We start from the raw sequence: 16,630 nt of genomic DNA, 5'->3' as shown, positions 1-16,630 counted from the left end.
GATCTAGCCGCGGTGGGCAGGAGGCTCATCGAGCGTTTCCATTGCCCGAAACAGAGCCACGACGTGACCGGGTTCGTTCGCAAGACGGCGGATGCGGCAAGGCTCAGCGCGATTGGCGCGATGACAGGCGGGAAGACGCCCGGCGCGTACAAGTGGATTGCGTAGATATCGAGGGAGCGCGCGCCGATGTACGAGAGCGCCTGGGCAACCCACCGAGGAGCCCTATTGGCGACGACCCTAGCGAAATCGACGAAGGCAAACGTTCCCGCAAAGCCAACCAGATATTGATACGCGGTGTTCAAATTGTCCGGGTGCGTGACGGCCGGCAGAACCTCAACCAGGGGCGATAGATTCGACCGATGCCAGAAGGGCACGGCGAGAGCGAACACGAGGTAGGGAGCCCATCGGATTGCCGCCGGCAACCCCTTAGGGCGCCATATGTGGGACAGAGCACCCGCCAGGAAATAAATCAGATAGATCTTGGTCAGGTGAAGGCCTGACTCGTTCGGGGTGGCCTGGAAGAGTTTGCGGGTTGGGTAGGCCACGAGCAGAAGCAGGGCTACAACGTAAACGGGCCGGATAGCCTCCAGATTGATCGGCCGATAGCGCCGAAGCGCTGCGAAACTGGCGCCGATCAGTGCCAAAACGATCTGACACTGGAACAAGACCCATAGGAACCACAGGGCGTTGTCCGGGTTCGAGACGACCCTCAGCATCCACTGCGAGAGGTCATCAGTCGATGATTGCACCAGGTAAAAAGAGACCAGTGCCCAAGTGAAGAAGGGCAGCAGTAGACGCACCGAGCTCTTCACGAGACCGACGATGAAGCTACCCGGCGGCATATCTGCGAAGATTTTCTTCTTGAACCCAATCGACGCGACCATGCCGGACACGAAGATGAACATCGGCATGTGGAACGAGTATACGACCTTGAACGGCGTGTAGTCGTCAAAGCGAGGGCCGACGCCTTGGAATGTGTGCCCCAAGACAACGGTGATGATCGCCAGCCCCTTGAGGCAATCTAGGAACACGTCGCGGCCACGAGCGTCAGGCATCGCATCGATGTCGCCGAGGCTGTTCATCCGCCGAAATGGCCAGCAGGCCAGCCCGAAGTCAACCACCCCAGGGTCGCCCTAACCGGCGGCTTTTCCATTCCTGGAGACGTCATGGACACGACCGCCATACAGCGGGCGCTGGTCGCGCTCGGTTATGCTGTGACCGTCGATGGCGTTCCCGGGCCGAAGACCAAGACGGCGATCCAGGCTTTCCAGCGTGGGCGCGGCCTCGCAGCCGACGGTGTCGTAGGGCCGCAGACAATCAAGGCGCTTCAGGCGGCGGTCGCGCAGCGCACGGAGCCGAAGGCGGCCCCCGCCGCGCCTTCGCTGCCCGGGTTCGGCCAGCCGCGCGCGCCGCGCCGCGTCGATGAGATCATCATCCACTGCACGACGACGCCGGAGGGCAGGCCGGTCTCGGTCGAGACGATCCGGGGTTGGCATAAAGCCCAAGGCTGGAAAGACATCGGCTATCACTGGGTCGTTCTGCTCGCCGGCACCGTTGCGCCCGGCCGGCCTGAAGCCGAGATCGGGTCGCATGTCGCCGGCCACAACATCGGCACGCTCGGCGTCGTCTATGTCGGCGGGCTCGCGGCTGACTGAAAGACGCCGAAGGATACCCGCACCCCCGCCCAGAAGGCCGCTCTTCTCGCACACGTGAAGGCGCTGATCGCACGCTACCCGACCGTCAAAAAAGTCACCGGACGCAACCAATACGCCGCGAAGGCTTGCCCCAGTTTCGACGTCCGCAAGGACGAGCTCGGCCACTTAGTCTGAAGGCCTGCCCCCCGTAGCGGCCGGGTTCGCCGCCTTTCCACATCGGAGCATCATCATGAAGCGCCTCTTCGCGGCGGTTGCCGTCGCGTGCGCGCTGGCGCTTGCCGGCTGCCAGACGACCCAGACCTCCGCCACCGGCTGGAGCCAGATCGCGGCCGGTGTCGGCCAGGTGATCGGCAGCACCAAGGCCGATGGTCAGGTCGCCAAGGCCTCGGCGCAGCTCATCAAATATTGCGGGCAGATCGAATTGGCGGCCTTCGCCGTCGACATGTTCGCGCCGGAGAAGATCCAGCGCGCCACGGCGGACGCCCGGATCGTCTTCGCCACCGTCTGCGCCAAGCCGCCGCAAAGCGTCGTCGAGGCACTGGTCAGCGCCGCCGCCGCTTACGCCGCGATCGAAGCCGCCCGCGCCGGCCGCTGAACCGCTTTCCCCATCTGCCGGAGACACTGCCCACCAATACATCCGCATCGCGATCTACGGCCTGACCGGCGCGCTCGTGCAGCGCGGCTATCTGGCCGCTGATGTCGGCGACTGGATCGCCGCAACTGCTCTCGGCGGCGCGGCACTCGCCTGGACGCACTTCTGGAGCCGCAAGCGCGACGTGCCCGCGCCTCCCGTCCGAACGCAGCCAAGAACGGCGCCAGCCACCTCTGCAAATCCGATCCCATGGTCGGACACCTTCATGTCGACTATCCATGAATCACACAAAAGCTGCTGCCGGAATCCCGAAACCCTCCAGAGGCTGCAAATTCTGCCAGGTTGGTGCTGGTCGGGGTTGACCAGAAGCCCGGCACAGGTCGAAAAGCCTTGCCGCCGCTGACCGGTTTGGTTAAGGCGTTCGCAACGCCGAAGGACCAAGCTCTTTAATGGGTGAAAAAGTACACACAGTCATCACGCCGAAATCGCACTCCGACAGCTACTGGGGTGACGTTTGGCGACACCGGGAGTTGCTTGCGTTCCTGGCGTGGCGCGATCTTGTCGTGCGCTACAGGCAGACGGTCGTCGGCATTGCTTGGACTGTTATCAAGCCTCTGGCGACAGTTCTTGTTTATACTTTTATATTTGGCTACATTGCGCAGCTGCCCTCTAGTGGAATTCCTTACGTTCTCATCGTTCTGACCGGGTTGCTGCCGTGGCAGCTGTGCACGCTGGTGCTCACGGTGTCCAGCGAGAGTCTGATCGCCAACGCCTCGCTGGTCTCGAAGGTGTACTTCCCACGCATCATCATTCCGCTGAGTTCGGTCGTGGTGTGCGTCGTCGATCATCTCGTGGCGTTCGTGCTGATCGGGGTGCTGCTCGCCTGGCACGGGATCGCGCCCGGCTGGCAGATCGTGCTGCTGCCGTTCGTGACGGTGCTGGCCGTCCTCACCGCGCTCGGCCTCGGTCTGATGGCGGCGGGGCTCAACGCCCATTTCCGGGACTTCCGGCAGCTCATCCCGCTGGTCCTCCAGCTCGGCATCTTCGCCTCGCCGGTCGGCTACGCGACCGGCATCCTGCCGCAGAAGTGGCAGTACGTCTACGCGCTGAACCCTGCGGTGGGCATTATCGACGCGTTCCGCTGGTGCATTCTCGGTAAGCCCGAGCTGATCTTCGCGCCCAGCGTGCTGTGGTCGATTCTGTTTGCGATCGGCACGCTGATCTACGGAGTACGCGTGTTTCGCCGTCTCGAGGACACGTTCGCGGACGTGATGTGAGGTCATGAGTATCGCCATCCGTATTGAGGGCGTGGGCAAGCGCTACGACGTCAACCGCGGCGGCGATGCCAGTACGTCGATTCGCGAAGTGCTCGGGGGCTGGCTGGGCCAGCGCAAGAGCTGGGCGACGCCCGGCGAGGCGACGTCCGAGTCTAAGGCGGCGCGGGAGGAGGAGCTCGCACGCGAATACTGGGCGCTCAGGGACGTGACGTTCGACATCGAGGAGGGTGAGCGTGTCGGCATCATCGGCGCCAACGGGGCCGGCAAGTCGACGCTGCTCAAGATCCTTTCCCGTGTGACCGCGCCGACGGAAGGGCGCGTCGAGATCTTCGGCAAGGTCGGAAGCCTGCTGGAGGTCGGCGCCGGCTTCCACCCTGAGCTTTCGGGGCGCGAGAACGTTTTCTTGAACGGCGCGATCCTCGGCATGAGCAATATCGAGATCCGCCGCAAGTTCGACCAGATCGTCCACTTCTCCGGGGTGGAGAAGTTCATCGATACGCCGGTAAAGCACTATTCGAGCGGCATGTATGTGCGGCTTGCATTCTCTGTCTCGGCCTGGCTCGACCCCGACATCCTGATCGTTGACGAGGTGCTGGCCGTCGGCGACCAGGCTTTCCAGAAGAAGTGCATCGAGCGCATGCGGGAGCTGACGAAGGAAGGGCGCACGGTGCTGTTCGTCAGCCATTCCCTGGCGACGGTGAGCCAGATGTGCCGCAAGGCGCTCTATCTCGAGGCGGGGCGCATGGTGTCCTTCGGTCCTGTGGTGGAGGCGACGCGCGAGTACAACAGCAACGTGATCGAACAGATCGAGGCCGACGAGGCGGAGCGGTACGAACAGGAGCATGCGGACGTCCGGGGCCTTGCCGGAGCCGAGGGTGGAACCATCGCCTTGGCGTCAGGCAAGGACATGACTTCGGGCGCCGAACGACGGCGCCACTGGCGTTGGCATCGCGCGGAGTTCACGCTGCCCGATCCGACGGTCGAAGTTTGGTCGGACTATCCCGGCGCCGTGGAGTGTCTTGGCGGCTCCATTTCGACGGAGGAGGGCGGAATCGCAGACAAGTTGCCCATCCATCACGCCTTGCATGTCACGTCGCACTTCAATGTGACCGGCGACCTGGGAGTCGACCTTGTTCCGAGCGTCAATCTCTACGATGAGAACGGCGTTTTCCTGTTTGCCGCCATCGCTGACAAGCCAATTCCCGGCAAGGCCGGCAAGCATAGCGTAACCTGCATCCTGCCAGCTTTCCTGCTGAACATCGGACGTTTTACCGCCAATGTCAGTCTGAGCCACTTCAAGGCTGATCGTACAACTTATCTCACCACCGGTGCTGGTACCTTACGCTTTGAAATCGAGGAGGCCGATGGCGTCGACGACCGACGCCATGGTCACCAGTCGCCCCTTCCGGGATTTTTTCGGCCTCGGCTTCGATGGCAGCATGGCGTCGCGTAAGGCACAAATGGCCAATCGGTTCATGGCCGACCTGGATCGACGACGTGTCCATTCAACCAGAAAAGCATGCGGACCGTATTGTCCCATCCCATGCTTGCGCAAACATGAAGCTTTGAGTTGCAGATCAGACGGTCATGCCTTGAACCAATGATGCTTGAGGCAACAATCACCTGGGAAGCCGGCAACAGCTTACGACAGCTTGACGAGGATTTATCATGAGTACGCTGGCCCCCGAAAAGCACCTCGGCAAGGCAAGTTACGCACAGTCGGGTGAAGATCTGATCGCAAGATTCATACTCGATGTGCTGAGCATTCCTTGCCCGAATTACCTCGATCTCGGCGCATATGACGCAGTCCAATTGAGCAATACGTATCATTTTTATGAACAAGGCTCAACCGGTGTCTGCGTGGAGGCCGATCCGGAACTGGTGTCGCGGATCATTGGACAACGTCCGAAGGATCGAATCCTCAACGTTGCAGTGTCGGGACTGGACAAGGGAACCCGTGATTTCTTCTTGATGTCGTCACCAACACTGAACACGTTGAGCCGCGCTGAGGCGCATCGGCTGGAGCGCGAGGAAGCATGCCCCATTCGTGCCGTAACGACAGTTGACGTTGTGCCCGTGTCCGAGATTGTGGCCACGCATTTCCCGGAGCGTTCGTTGGATTTTCTGTCGATCGACGTCGAAGGTGGAGATGCTGACATCATCGCCGGTTTCGACTTCGACTTCGCGCGCCCGAAAGTCATCTGCGTCGAAACGCTGAGCTACAGCCGGACAGGCTTGCAGACGAAAAGCTCATCAGCTGCGGAGATCCTGTCAGCGAAGGGATACATGTTGTATGCGGATACATACATTAACACCATCTTCGTCGATTCAGCGGCGTGGAGCCGGCGCGGCTGAACGCGTGCATCGGAAGGCGCTTGACGTTGGCGCTGCGTGGAGGCACCGCGCAGCCTTTGTGGAATCGTGGACATGAAATCCCGCATCGACAAGCTGATGCGGCTGCTCAGGCAGCTGCGGCAGCCAGGTATTGCGCTGCACCGTCTCGAGACCTTCGAGGAGCACCATGATTTCGTGGTGCGGACCATCCAGTCGAAGGCTTTCGTCGAAGCCGTGCTGGACAAGCGCGGGCTCATGGAGTCCACGCTCGACAACGCGGACTTCGTGGAGCGCTCGCTTGCGGCGCGACTGAGGCCCTATATCGACGCCATCCTGGACGCGTCCGAGGAGGAGCGCGCCAAAATCCTGAGCCTCGACCAGGGGCAATATCAGGTCGGCACGACGAATTCCGCCACGCGAGATGCCTGGGTAGAGAAAGTGCTCAAGGAGCTGCCGGCCGGCGCACGGCTGCTAGATGCCGGCGCCGGCGAATGCCAATATAAGAAGCATTGCGGGCATCTGCGCTATGTCGCGCAGGATGTCGCAATCTACAACGGCAAGGGCGACGCTGGCCTGCACACCGGCAGTTGGACCTTCGCCGAGATCGACATCGTCAGCGACATCACCGCCATCCCCGAAGCCGATGGCGCGTTCGACGCGGTTCTATGCACCGAGGTGCTGGAGCATGTCGTCGATCCTGTCGCGGCGTTGAACGAGATGGCGCGCCTGCTCAAGCCGGGCGGCGTCCTGATTGTCACGGCGCCGTTCTGGAGTCTGACTCATTTCGCGCCGTTCCACTATGCAACAGGCTTCAATCGCTATTTTCACGAACATCATCTGGGACGTCTGGGCTTCGAGATCGTGGAGTTCGTGCCGAACGGCAACTTCTTCGAATGCATCGGGCAAGAGGTCAGGCGCATCCAGTTCATGGCGCAGCAGTTCTCCGGAAAGGTGGCCACACCACTCGAGAGCTACGCGACGCAGGCCGTCCTGGCGATGGCCGAACGCCTGTCCGCCGCAGATGGCGGCAGCACCGAAATGCTGCATTTCGGCTGCCACGTTCGGGCGGTCAAGTGCCGTGATTGACACCCGGCACATCGTGTGGCTTTCGTAATTTTGATAAGAAGAAAGTATGTTGATGGTGTCGGCACATTCCCGGTTGGCTGCTAAAAGCTTTCCGTTACGTCTCCTGGATTTGTTTCGGCACCTTGGCAGGATGGCGCTTGATCCACGTTTCGTTGCCAGAACGGCGCTGAAGCAGGATTTCTTGAAGGCAGTGCTGGCGAACGAGCCGGTGGTTCAGCTCGCCCTCACACCTCGGATAGCCGGGGATGGGCAGGTCGATGACCCGCGCCTTGTCAGATTCAAAGCCGAGTTCGATGAGTTCGCCGCGCAGGCGCGGTCGACAGGAGAGAGGCTTTCCGTCAATTGGACTGACCGCTATCCGTGCCTCGACGACCGCACGTCGACCACACCGTTCGATCGCCACTATCTTTATCACCCCGCCTGGGCGGCGCGCATCTTGGCGCGCACGCGCCCGGACAAGCATGTGGACATATCCTCGACCATTGCGTTCTGCTCGATCCTATCAGCGTTCGTGCCGACTGAGTTCTACGACTTCAGGCCGGCCGAGATCTCGCTCGACGGGCTGTATTGCGGGGCCGCCGACCTTACGCGGCTCCCGTTCGAGAACGACAGCGTCAGGTCGCTCAGCTGCATGCACGTGCTTGAGCATATAGGACTTGGCCGCTACGGAGACCCGCTCAACGTGGACGGCGACCTCAAGGCGATCGCGGAGCTGGTGCGCGTGGTCGCGCCGGGGGGCGACTTGCTGGTCGCGACGCCTGTCGGCAAGCCGCGTGTCCAGTTCAATGCTCACCGTGTCTACGATCACGAAGATTTTGCGCGTGCATTCCACCCGTTGGAGCTGGTCGAGTTCACCTTGATTGAAGAAGCGGGCAGCGACGGGCTGGTCGTCGCGCCATCGAGCGAACATGTCCGATCTCAGTCATATGCTTGCGGATGTTTTTGGCTTCGCAAGCCCCTCTCCTGACGACGTCGAAGCGCCCTTCTCGGCCCGGTGCACATCATGACCACAATCACCACTCGAGTGATCGGCGGGCTTGGGAATCAGATGTTCCAGTATGCGGCCGCGCGCGCCCTCGCGCTCAGGCGCGGCGCGAAGGTGCAGCTCGATCTGTCGGCTTTCGATACCTATACCCTCCGGAAATTCGAGCTCGGTAGCTTTCCCATCCAGGCGCTGCCGGCGCCCCCGGCAGAGACCCAACCATCCCGGTTGGAGCCACGCTCGGGCGCGCTGAGCCTCGGCGGCACACTAATCAGGAGCGCTCTGGCTGCGGTCTATCGTTTTTCCGGCAGAAGGGCTGCTGACGACACTCGTTACGCGGAGCCGCACTTTCACTTCGACAGAAAACTGGCTGAGCAAGCCCTGCCGCTCCACATGGTTGGATATTGGCAGTCTGAACGTTATTTTTCTGACGCTGCGGACATCATCCGGGCTGAGCTAACATCTGTCGTGCCCTTGGAAGTTGAGAACGCCGCCATCGCAGCCGAGATCAAACGGGTCGAATCGGTCTCCGTGCATGTGCGGCGTGGCGATTATGTCAATGATGCTACGACGAACGCAGTTCACGGTAGCTGTTCGTTGGATTATTACCGCCGGGCGATCGACTTCATGTGCGAGCGGCTGACCAGCCCGCATGTTTTTGTTTTTTCCGACGACCAAAAATGGGTCCAGGATAATCTGCGCTTCAATCTGCCGATTACCTATGTCAACGCAAACCCACCGGATCGAGGCTATCGGGACATGCAGTTGATGAGCCTTTGCCGGCACCATGTCATCGCCAACAGCTCGTTCAGCTGGTGGGGAGCCTGGCTCAATCCTAGCAAGGACAAGATCGTGGTGGCGCCAGAACGCTGGTTCGCCTCCGACGAGCTGGATACGCGCGACCTGCTGCCCGAACGATGGGTCCGGCTGTGATGGAGGCAAAACTGGCGCCGACCTTGAGTGTCGTCATGCCCACCTACAATGCGGCCCGCCATGTGCGGGAGGCGATTGGCAGCGTGCTGGCCCAGGATTTCGCGGATTTCGAGCTGCTGTTGGTGGACGACGGCTCGACCGACGACACGGCCATAGTGCTGCAGGAATTTGCCACCGATCCACGCGTGCGTGTGCTCCGCAATGAACGCAATCTAGGACTTATCACGACCCTGCACCGAGCCTACGGCGAATGCCGGGCGTCATTGATTGCGCGCATGGATGCTGACGACATTTGCGAGCCGTCGCGATTTCGAAAGCAGGTGGAGTTCCTTCGGGCCAACGCCGGGATCGATATCGTCGGCGGCGCCATCCGCTTCTTCGGGAACATCCCCGAGCCGAAGGTTTTTCAGTTTCCAACGAAGCATGATGACATTCGGCCAGCGATGCTATTCTTCTGTCCGCTAGCACATCCGGCGCTGATGTTCCGCCGCCGTCTCATTGATGAAGGCCAGATGCGTTACGATGAAGCTTTCAAACACGCGGAAGATTATCATCTCTGGAGCCAATTGCTCGAGCGCGTTCCCTCGGCAAACCTGCCTGATGTCGTGCTGAGCTACCGGCTTCATCCGCAGCAGGTAAGTTCCGACTCATCGTCGAAACAGCACGAAGCTTCGTTGCGCGTACGGCGGCGGATGCTTCAGGCTGCCGCGGTCGATTTCAGCGAGGACGACTTTGTTCTTCACGAAAGTGTCCTTCTTGAACGGCCGCTGCCGATGGCCAACTACCTGGCCCTGCTGGCAGGCTGGTTCGAGCGACTGGAGACGGCGAACGCTCGTTCGGGCTATTGGGACACATCAGCGCTGCATGCCGTTTTACGGTCTAAGTTCCAGGAGACCGCGCGACGGGTGGATGCGGACTTACGATATCTGGCACGCGATCCCGAAACCGGCCGATATATCTCGGCATCAGACGCTGGGCGTTCCGTGCCGATATATGCCGCGATCCTGAGCACTATGCGCCGCGCGAAAGCGCGGCTATGGCCATCGCCGTCGCAAGGCTGACCGATGGATAAATCAACTCCATTGGTATCGCTGGTCATGCGGACGTTGGGTGATCGCCCGCGTGAAATACGCCGTGCGCTCAACAGCGTCGCCGCAAATACATGGCAGCAGGTCGAAGTAATCATCGTCTACCAAGGCGCGGAAGGTCGAAAATGGGACGAGCTTCAGCGAATCGCGAAAGATCTATCGCCGCTGCCTGTCTCCTTGTTGCGAAACCCTAAATCTGGCGACCGCCGCGCCGAGAATCTCAATATAGGCTGGGATTTTGGCCGCGGGCGTTTCATCGGCTTCCTGGATGACGACGACACCCTCGAACCCGGCCACATACAACTTCTGGTCGAGGCGATGGCTGCCACTGGCCGCACATGGGCCTATTCACAAACGCTGCTTCGCAAAGAGGACGAGGAGTTTCGTGTTGTCAGCGAGACACGACCATTTCTACGTAAGCAATTTTCGCTTGCAGACATGTGGAACGAGAATTTTATACCGATTCATAGCCTGTTGATCGACCGTGACGGCCTGGTCCCGCAGCTGAAGCATCGCCCTTTTCTTGATGATCTCGTTCGCGCTGAGGACTGGGATTTCCTTCTCCGCATTTCATACTATCATGAACCGGCGGTCATTGAAAATTATACATGCGTATACTATGTCAGCACGGGAACGCGAAACACGAATATATCGCTCATGAATGAAGGCGTGAATGTCGAAGCGGAGCAGCGGAACCGCGAAGCTTGGGCGCGTTGTTCGGTTATCGTAGAGCAACGTAAATCCAACCTGGTGAAGCAAAACTGGTGGGCGCGAGAGTATTTCAAGCCAGCGCCTCCGCTGAGGCTCCCACCCGGCTCCACTGTTGCGGTCGGACCCCAGGCCGCAGCCAGCGAGCGCTCGACCTTTTCCCGCTTGCGTCGACGTGCTGCCCGCGTGCTGATCCGAATGCTGGAGCGAATGTTATGAAGGTTTCGATCTGCATTCCGGCGTATCGGCAGGTACAATACCTGCGCTCGACTCTGATTTCTCTCGTGCAGCAAGACTACCAGGATTTTGAACTCATCCTGTCAGACGACTCACCTGATCGACAAGTGCAAGATTTACTGAGTGAATTTACGTTCGGCGAACGCTGTCGTTACGTGCGCAACGCTCCTTCGCTCGGCTCGCCCGAGAACTGGAATGCCGCAGTGCGGATGGCGCGCGGCGACTACATCAAGATGTTGCATCATGACGACGGTTTCATCCGGCCTGACGCCTTGCGGCAGTTTGTCCATATGCTGGATGAGCATCCACACGCGGATTTCGCGTTCGCCGCTAGCCGGGTCGACCATGTGGACGCCGGGCGGCAACGAATTCATCGCGCGACACCAGAACAGGTTGAGCGGCTACGAACTGAACCGGCGACGCTGTTCCTCGGCAACTGCATTGGCGCGCCCAGCGCCACGATCGTGCGACGCGGGATAGGTCTGGATTATGACCGGCGCATGAAGTGGCTGGTTGATATAGACTTTTACTATCGCGTTCTCATGCAGAATGGCAATTTTGCTTGGACGCCTGAAGCGTTGATCAATACAACGGCCGATGCTCCCCATCAGGTGACGGAAGAATGCCACGATAACGCGCAGGTCGAGCTTGGCGAGGCCATGATGATGTTTGTCAAATTGACACCCGCGCAACGGGCCTTGCCTGAAATCCGGAGAAGGTGGCAGCAACTTTTCGATCAGTTTCGCATTCAATCGGTCGAGCAGCTACGGCGCCTGGGAATGCCCGACCCGATTGATCCAGCGATTGCGGAAATCCTGGAGGAAGCAAAAGCAAGGCGTGCGGCACTGACAATCGCGCATGTCGGGCAGGGTCCGCGGAGGATCTTGAACTCGATGGCCCTACGTACGAAAGCCCTCGCGCTAGGCCCTCTATATCGGGTCTATCCTTTCCTGCCGTCGAGTTCTCGTCGCCTCATCAAGCGGATTGTCGGGATTTTGGGTTTGCGCTGAGCGATCCGGTCCCGTTACCAGACGGCCGGAGGGGGGGGCGTTTCCGGCTCCGGCGCTGGCTTGACACAGTCGCCGGTGTCTGGTCGAGCAAATGCTTGGCGGTTGGCAACAGTCTTCGGAGCACTTTGACGTGGTTTCCAGATTTCTGGTGACCGGCGGAGCCGGTTTCATAGGGTCCGCTGTCGTACGGAAACTGATCTCAGGGACAGGGCATGAGGTCTGTGTCGTCGACAAGCTGACCTATGCCGGAAATCTCGCATCCCTCGCGCCCGTGGCGCAGGACAAGCGCTTTCGGTTCGAGCACGCCGACATTTGCGACGGCGTCCGCATGAAGGCGATCCTCGCCTCGTTCCAGCCGGACATCATCATGCATCTGGCGGCTGAGAGCCATGTCGACCGCTCCATCGATGGCCCGGGAGCCTTCATCGAAACCAATGTCATGGGCACGTTCACGCTGCTTCAGGAAGCGCTTCGGCATTTCCGCACGCTGCAGGGCGCAGGGCAGGCGGCGTTCCGGTTTCATCACATCTCGACGGACGAGGTGTTTGGTTCGCTCGGGGAAGAGGGGCTGTTCCGGGAGGATACGGCCTATCAGCCAAACTCCCCCTATTCGGCGTCGAAGGCGGCCTCGGACCATCTCGTCAGGGCCTGGCACCATACCTACGGTCTGCCGACCGTCATGACAAACTGCTCTAACAACTACGGGCCGTATCATTTTCCGGAGAAGCTGATCCCGCTGATGATCATCAACGCCCTCCAAGGACGTCCCTTGCCGGTCTACGGCAACGGGCTCAACATCCGTGACTGGCTGTATGTGGATGATCATGCCGACGCCCTTCTGACCGTCGCGACAACCGGCAATACGGGCGAGAGCTACAATGTCGGCGGCCACAACGAGAGGACCAACCTGGAGGTCGTGAAGGCGATCTGCGGTCTCCTTGATGAGTTGAGGCCTGACCCGGCCGGACCGCATGAAAGGCTGATCACCTATGTGACGGACCGGCCAGGGCATGACGCACGGTACGCCATCGACGCCAGCAAGATTGACCGTGAGCTGCGCTGGACGCCGAAGGAGACCTTTGAATCCGGCTTGCGCAAGACCGTCGAGTGGTACCTTGCCAATACCCGCTGGTGGGGCGACATCCTCGCCGGGGTTTACCATGGCGAGCGCCTCGGCGCCGCCTGACCCATTCAAGACCCTGGGACCATGTTGACCATCGAAGCGACCGCAATCCCGGCGGTGAAGCTGATCACGCCGAAGAAGTACGGCGATCATCGGGGTTTCTTCTCCGAGGTCTACAGCCGCTCCGACATGAAGCGGGCCGGCATCAACCTTGATTTTGTGCAGGACAACCATTCCTGCTCAGCCCAGGTCGGCACATTGCGTGGCCTGCACTTCCAGGTGGCGCCTCTCGCGCAGGACAAGTTAGTGCGTGTCACGCGCGGCCGCATTCGGGATGTGGCGGTCGATATCCGGGCGTCTTCGCCCACGTTCGGACGCCATGTCGCGGTCGAGCTCTCGGCAGAGAATTGGCGAGCTCGTAGAACTTGCGTCGGACGCGGCTCCAGCAGAACGCCAGGCTCACCGCGTTGCGCTCAGCCAGGACCTTGCAGACCGCATAACCATCGAACTGCAGCGTGCCCACGAAGCCCTGAAGATGCCGGATTGGCTGCTCGGCCTTGCGATCCGGCGCATAGTAATAGGCCATGCCAGGTGGATCCGATCCGCCCCAGGGCCTGTCGTAGCGGGCATAGGCGAAGAGCTGGCCGGTTTTGGTCCGGCCGCGCGACCTTCCCGCTGTCAGCCGTAAAAGGAGCGGTACCAATCGACGAAGCGCTGGATTCCGTCCTCGATGGGGGTGGTGGGGCTGAAGCCGACGCGGCCCGCGAGCGCACTGACATCGGCAAAGGTTGCGGGCACATCGCCGGGCTGCATCGGCAGATGGCGCTTGATCGCTTTCTTGCCGCAGGCAGTCTCGATCTCGGCAATGAAACGATCGAGCCGAACTGGCGTGTGATTGCCGACATTGTAGATGCGATAGGGGGCGGCGGCAGTCGCGGGATCGGGTAAGGCGGGGTTGAAATTCGGCGAGGATAGGGGCGGCTCGCCGGTCAGTCGCACGATCGCCTCGCTAACATCGTCGACGTAGGTGAAGTCACGGCTCATCTGGCTTTCAGCGTAGACGTCGATTGCTCGGCCTTCAAGGATCGCCTTTGTGAACTTGAAATAGGCCATGTCCGGCCGGCCCCAAGGGCCATAAACCGTAAAGAATCGCAGACCGGTGACCGGAATGCCGTAAAGGTGGGCATAGGAATGCGCCATCAATTCATTAGCGCGCTTAGTCGCGGCGTAGAGTGAGACGGGATGGTCGGCGCTATCATGCTCGCTGAACGGCACCTTGGCATTGGCACCATAGACTGAGCTCGACGAGGCATAGATCAGGTGTTCGACGGGGTGATGCCGGCAGGCCTCCAGCACCGACAGAAAACCGTCGAGATTGGCGCTGGCATAGGCGCGAGGGTTCTCGAGCGAATAGCGTACGCCGGCCTGCGCCGCGAGATGGATTACGGCGTCCGAGCGAAAGCGAGCCAAGGCGTTTTGAAACGCGTCGTAATCGGAAATATCGAACTGCTCGAATGAGAAGCCGTTGCGCGGTGTCAAGCGGGCGAGCCGCGCCTGCTTCAGCGCCGGGTCGTAATAGGGGCTGAGATTGTCGATCCCAAGGACCTCTACGCCCTGCGACAGGAGGGCCTCGGCGACATGGAAGCCGAGGAAGCCCGCGGCGCCCGTTAGCAGAACTCGTTGAGGTGAAGCTTTGATCGTCAAGGAATAGGCCCCCAGATCGACAAAGTGGTAGCGGGAGAGCGCGGTCGTTACAAGACACGCTCGCTGCGCTACAAGTTTCGTGCTTGGTAGGGAAGCCCCCACCGGCGCCCCTGTCGAGAAGGGGCGGGCTTGCCATTCCCCCTGTCGTTGGGGGCTCTTAATGGCGGCGCGGGTTGCGCAAACAAAGAGGCGCAATTCTGGATGGTCGAAGCCCTAGGTGTTTGATCCCGGGCTTTGATGGAGAAATCTCGACCCAGGAATCGAGGGAGGCGCTATGGGCCAGGTTCTTCACGCATCTTGAACGGCGCTAAACGCCGCAATGGAATCCCTTTAGAGTAATACCAGCGCGCCGATGATATAACATTACAAATTTATAGAAATTGGCTAAGCACTTCGTCGAAATAACGCAACGCGCGGTCAACAACGCGCGTCAATTCGTAGCGAAGACTATTTTCGCCGGCTTGAATTATTTACAAACGGTCCGTCCATAACGTGACAGGATAGCTGAGGCCCCTTCATAGCCCCAGCCAAAATGCGCGAAGTCGATGTTAGGCGAGCGATACACGCCCTCGAGCGGGATAAGCGGGACGCAGTCGGCGCTGGACGCGCGGAACTCGGAAATTCCGTGCTGGTTATGTTGCCGGATGTTGTCGCCAGTTGCAAGCTCAATGCCTTGCCAACCCAGCACACCGAGCAGCGCAAACCCGAAGACAGGGTCCAGCAAAGACCGCTGATTCTCGCGAACCAAAAGCCATACGGCCGTAACGGCCAACACCCCAAATGCGGGGCCGAAATAACGCGGATACGGACCCCAGGTTGACAGAAAAAATGCCGCGAACAGACCGAAACCAAACAGGAACACCAGGAGGAGAGCCGGGCTGCCGCGCTTGAGCGCGACAAGGATCTTCAACATGATGTAGGCCATCAACAGCAAGTGACACAAGATGAATGGTAACCGCAGGGAGGTCACCCGCCACAATGCATCCGAATCTTGCGAGGACCCGAACGCATGGAATTTAGGGATCAGTCCGAACAAGAGACCCCATCCCGACATCCACAGTTCCCGGTCAACGAGGATGCTCAGGCCGGAGCCCGCGACGAGCCCGATCACGGTTGCCGCAACCGCTGTCAGTCCCGCCGTTCGCGCGTTGGCATCTACCCGCCACAGAATTGGGCTAAGCGACAGCGCCACGAGCGTGCAAATGCAGGCAATGGCGAGCACCAAGGCCCATTCATTCTTTCCCAATGCCACCAGTGCTGCGGCGATCACCACGACTAGGTTCTGAACGTTCAGCAAGTTGCCCGGTTGGTAAGCTTTGGACTGGCCCGCATAGACCAGCAGAACGGCCATGGCGTAGGCGGCGGCTGTCAGGAAGCCCTGGAATGTGTCGATCTGAAACTCGTTGGTCGACTGTATAGCGATAGGCGAAATCGCCAGGCCGACAACGGCGGCATATCCCGCTATGCGGGCGACCAAGCCTACCGGAGCTCTGGACACCAACGCGAGGAGTGCGACCCAAAGCAAAAGATGGAAGCCGCTCACCATCGCCTTAATCATGGTGATGATGGCACCGTTTGACATAGCCTGGATATTTACGATCGCTCCAGCCATCTGTCCCAGCCACCCAATGAACGCATAGGGGGGCGCGGGATGACCAGTTGCCGGCATATAGATTGACTGTCCGTCCACGCGACCGAACAGCAGATAGTTCGGCCCAGGAGGCCCATGAACAAAGATGTCGGTGTCATGCCCACTGCCGTCGGTGCCGTCCCAGCCCAGCGAAAAAATCGGCAAGCGAATGGCGAAGAAAACAATCAATAGCAGCGCGAAAGCTAAAATAAACTCTCGACGTTGTCTCATCATAATTTTATCCTCAATACAATACTCTGTAAATTGCGCT

At 60.0% G+C, this 16,630-nt stretch carries 15 protein-coding genes and 2 pseudogenes; 13 read left to right on the top strand and 4 right to left on the bottom strand.

Annotated features, from left to right (window positions below):
- The coding region (locus AB4118_RS10430; protein WP_441489644.1) for an acyltransferase family protein at nucleotides 1–1,121 on the bottom strand (1,121 nt) is incomplete at its 3' end.
- A gap of 45 nt (nucleotides 1,122–1,166) precedes the next feature.
- On the opposite strand from AB4118_RS10430, the gene AB4118_RS10425 reads away from it, so the two are divergent.
- The 13 genes and pseudogenes from AB4118_RS10425 to AB4118_RS10365 form a co-directional block, all read left to right on the top strand.
- On the top strand, nucleotides 1,167–1,655 hold the full coding sequence (locus AB4118_RS10425) for a peptidoglycan-binding protein (protein ID WP_441489643.1): 489 nt from the start codon (nucleotides 1,167–1,169) through the stop codon (nucleotides 1,653–1,655).
- 229 nt (nucleotides 1,656–1,884) lie between these two features.
- Nucleotides 1,885–2,250: a hypothetical protein gene (locus tag AB4118_RS10420; RefSeq protein ID WP_441489642.1), complete on the top strand. Its 366-nt coding sequence runs from the start codon at nucleotides 1,885–1,887 to the stop codon at nucleotides 2,248–2,250.
- Between the two features lie 446 nt (nucleotides 2,251–2,696).
- Nucleotides 2,697–3,524 carry an ABC transporter permease gene (locus AB4118_RS10415; protein WP_441489641.1) on the top strand — a complete coding sequence of 276 codons (828 nt, stop codon included), beginning with the start codon at nucleotides 2,697–2,699 and terminating at the stop codon, nucleotides 3,522–3,524.
- A 4-nt stretch (nucleotides 3,525–3,528) separates the two neighbouring features.
- Nucleotides 3,529–4,977, top strand: coding sequence for an ABC transporter ATP-binding protein (locus AB4118_RS10410; RefSeq protein WP_441489640.1), 1,449 nt, complete (start codon nucleotides 3,529–3,531; stop codon nucleotides 4,975–4,977).
- A 215-nt stretch (nucleotides 4,978–5,192) separates the two neighbouring features.
- On the top strand, nucleotides 5,193–5,879 hold the full coding sequence (locus tag AB4118_RS10405) for an FkbM family methyltransferase (RefSeq protein ID WP_441489639.1): 687 nt from the start codon (nucleotides 5,193–5,195) through the stop codon (nucleotides 5,877–5,879).
- A 72-nt stretch (nucleotides 5,880–5,951) separates the two neighbouring features.
- The gene (locus AB4118_RS10400; RefSeq protein WP_441489638.1) at nucleotides 5,952–6,944 is read left to right on the top strand and encodes a class I SAM-dependent methyltransferase; all 993 of its coding nucleotides are present in this window, start codon (nucleotides 5,952–5,954) and stop codon (nucleotides 6,942–6,944) included.
- A gap of 46 nt (nucleotides 6,945–6,990) precedes the next feature.
- The gene (locus AB4118_RS10395; RefSeq protein WP_441489637.1) at nucleotides 6,991–7,911 is read left to right on the top strand and encodes a DUF268 domain-containing protein; all 921 of its coding nucleotides are present in this window, start codon (nucleotides 6,991–6,993) and stop codon (nucleotides 7,909–7,911) included.
- Between the two features lie 36 nt (nucleotides 7,912–7,947).
- Nucleotides 7,948–8,859, top strand: a complete 912-nt coding sequence (locus AB4118_RS10390; RefSeq protein WP_441489636.1) for an alpha-1,2-fucosyltransferase — start codon at nucleotides 7,948–7,950, stop codon at nucleotides 8,857–8,859.
- A complete protein-coding gene (locus tag AB4118_RS10385) occupies nucleotides 8,844–9,920 on the top strand; it encodes a glycosyltransferase family 2 protein (protein WP_441489635.1) in 1,077 nt (358 codons plus the stop codon). Before AB4118_RS10390 ends, AB4118_RS10385 begins: the two co-directional genes overlap by 16 nt.
- Nucleotides 9,921–9,923: 3 nt before the next feature.
- Entirely contained in the window at nucleotides 9,924–10,874 is a 951-nt protein-coding gene (locus tag AB4118_RS10380) for a glycosyltransferase family 2 protein (RefSeq protein WP_441489634.1), read from the top strand.
- Entirely contained in the window at nucleotides 10,871–11,902 is a 1,032-nt protein-coding gene (locus AB4118_RS10375) for a glycosyltransferase family 2 protein (protein WP_441489633.1), read from the top strand. Before AB4118_RS10380 ends, AB4118_RS10375 begins: the two co-directional genes overlap by 4 nt.
- Before the next feature lie 130 nt (nucleotides 11,903–12,032).
- A complete protein-coding gene (gene rfbB / locus AB4118_RS10370) occupies nucleotides 12,033–13,088 on the top strand; it encodes a dTDP-glucose 4,6-dehydratase (RefSeq protein WP_441489632.1) in 1,056 nt (351 codons plus the stop codon).
- Nucleotides 13,089–13,109: 21 nt separating this feature from the next.
- Nucleotides 13,110–13,460, top strand: a pseudogene (locus AB4118_RS10365) (dTDP-4-dehydrorhamnose 3,5-epimerase family protein); the annotation flags it as partial.
- Here the strand turns inward: AB4118_RS10365 and AB4118_RS10360 are convergent.
- From AB4118_RS10360 to AB4118_RS10350, 3 genes and pseudogenes are all read right to left on the bottom strand, one after another.
- A pseudogene (locus AB4118_RS10360) lies at nucleotides 13,423–13,689 on the bottom strand (IS66 family transposase); the annotation flags it as partial. The pseudogenes AB4118_RS10365 and AB4118_RS10360 sit on opposite strands and share 38 nt — an antisense overlap.
- Nucleotides 13,690–13,703: 14 nt before the next feature.
- Nucleotides 13,704–14,729 carry an NAD-dependent epimerase gene (locus AB4118_RS10355; RefSeq protein ID WP_441489656.1) on the bottom strand — a complete coding sequence of 342 codons (1,026 nt, stop codon included), beginning with the start codon at nucleotides 14,727–14,729 and terminating at the stop codon, nucleotides 13,704–13,706.
- Nucleotides 14,730–15,195: 466 nt separating this feature from the next.
- A complete protein-coding gene (locus tag AB4118_RS10350; protein ID WP_441489631.1) occupies nucleotides 15,196–16,593 on the bottom strand; it encodes a hypothetical protein in 1,398 nt (465 codons plus the stop codon).
- Nucleotides 16,594–16,630 lie beyond the last annotated feature (37 nt).

It is taken from the genome of Allobosea sp. 2RAB26 (genome assembly GCF_052115465.1).
Lineage (GTDB): Bacteria > Pseudomonadota > Alphaproteobacteria > Rhizobiales > Beijerinckiaceae > Allobosea.
The sequence above is the reverse complement of the archived record's forward strand: the minus strand, read 5'-3'. Positions and strand labels throughout refer to the sequence as shown.

Excerpts from the sequence above, each read along its gene's own strand:
- AB4118_RS10405 (WP_441489639.1), top strand. The coding sequence starts at position 5,193 with ATGAGTACGCTGGCCCCCGAAAAGCACCTCGGCAAGGCAAGTTACGCA.
- AB4118_RS10390 (WP_441489636.1), top strand. The coding sequence starts at position 7,948 with ATGACCACAATCACCACTCGAGTGATCGGCGGGCTTGGGAATCAGATG.
- AB4118_RS10410 (WP_441489640.1), top strand. The coding sequence starts at position 3,529 with ATGAGTATCGCCATCCGTATTGAGGGCGTGGGCAAGCGCTACGACGTC.
- AB4118_RS10395 (WP_441489637.1), top strand. The coding sequence starts at position 6,991 with ATGTTGATGGTGTCGGCACATTCCCGGTTGGCTGCTAAAAGCTTTCCG.
- AB4118_RS10380 (WP_441489634.1), top strand. The coding sequence starts at position 9,924 with ATGGATAAATCAACTCCATTGGTATCGCTGGTCATGCGGACGTTGGGT.
- AB4118_RS10415 (WP_441489641.1), top strand. The coding sequence starts at position 2,697 with ATGGGTGAAAAAGTACACACAGTCATCACGCCGAAATCGCACTCCGAC.
- AB4118_RS10375 (WP_441489633.1), top strand. The coding sequence starts at position 10,871 with ATGAAGGTTTCGATCTGCATTCCGGCGTATCGGCAGGTACAATACCTG.
- AB4118_RS10425 (WP_441489643.1), top strand. The coding sequence starts at position 1,167 with ATGGACACGACCGCCATACAGCGGGCGCTGGTCGCGCTCGGTTATGCT.
- AB4118_RS10400 (WP_441489638.1), top strand. The coding sequence starts at position 5,952 with ATGAAATCCCGCATCGACAAGCTGATGCGGCTGCTCAGGCAGCTGCGG.
- AB4118_RS10350 (WP_441489631.1), bottom strand. The coding sequence starts at position 16,593 with ATGATGAGACAACGTCGAGAGTTTATTTTAGCTTTCGCGCTGCTATTG.
- AB4118_RS10385 (WP_441489635.1), top strand. The coding sequence starts at position 8,844 with ATGGGTCCGGCTGTGATGGAGGCAAAACTGGCGCCGACCTTGAGTGTC.
- AB4118_RS10420 (WP_441489642.1), top strand. The coding sequence starts at position 1,885 with ATGAAGCGCCTCTTCGCGGCGGTTGCCGTCGCGTGCGCGCTGGCGCTT.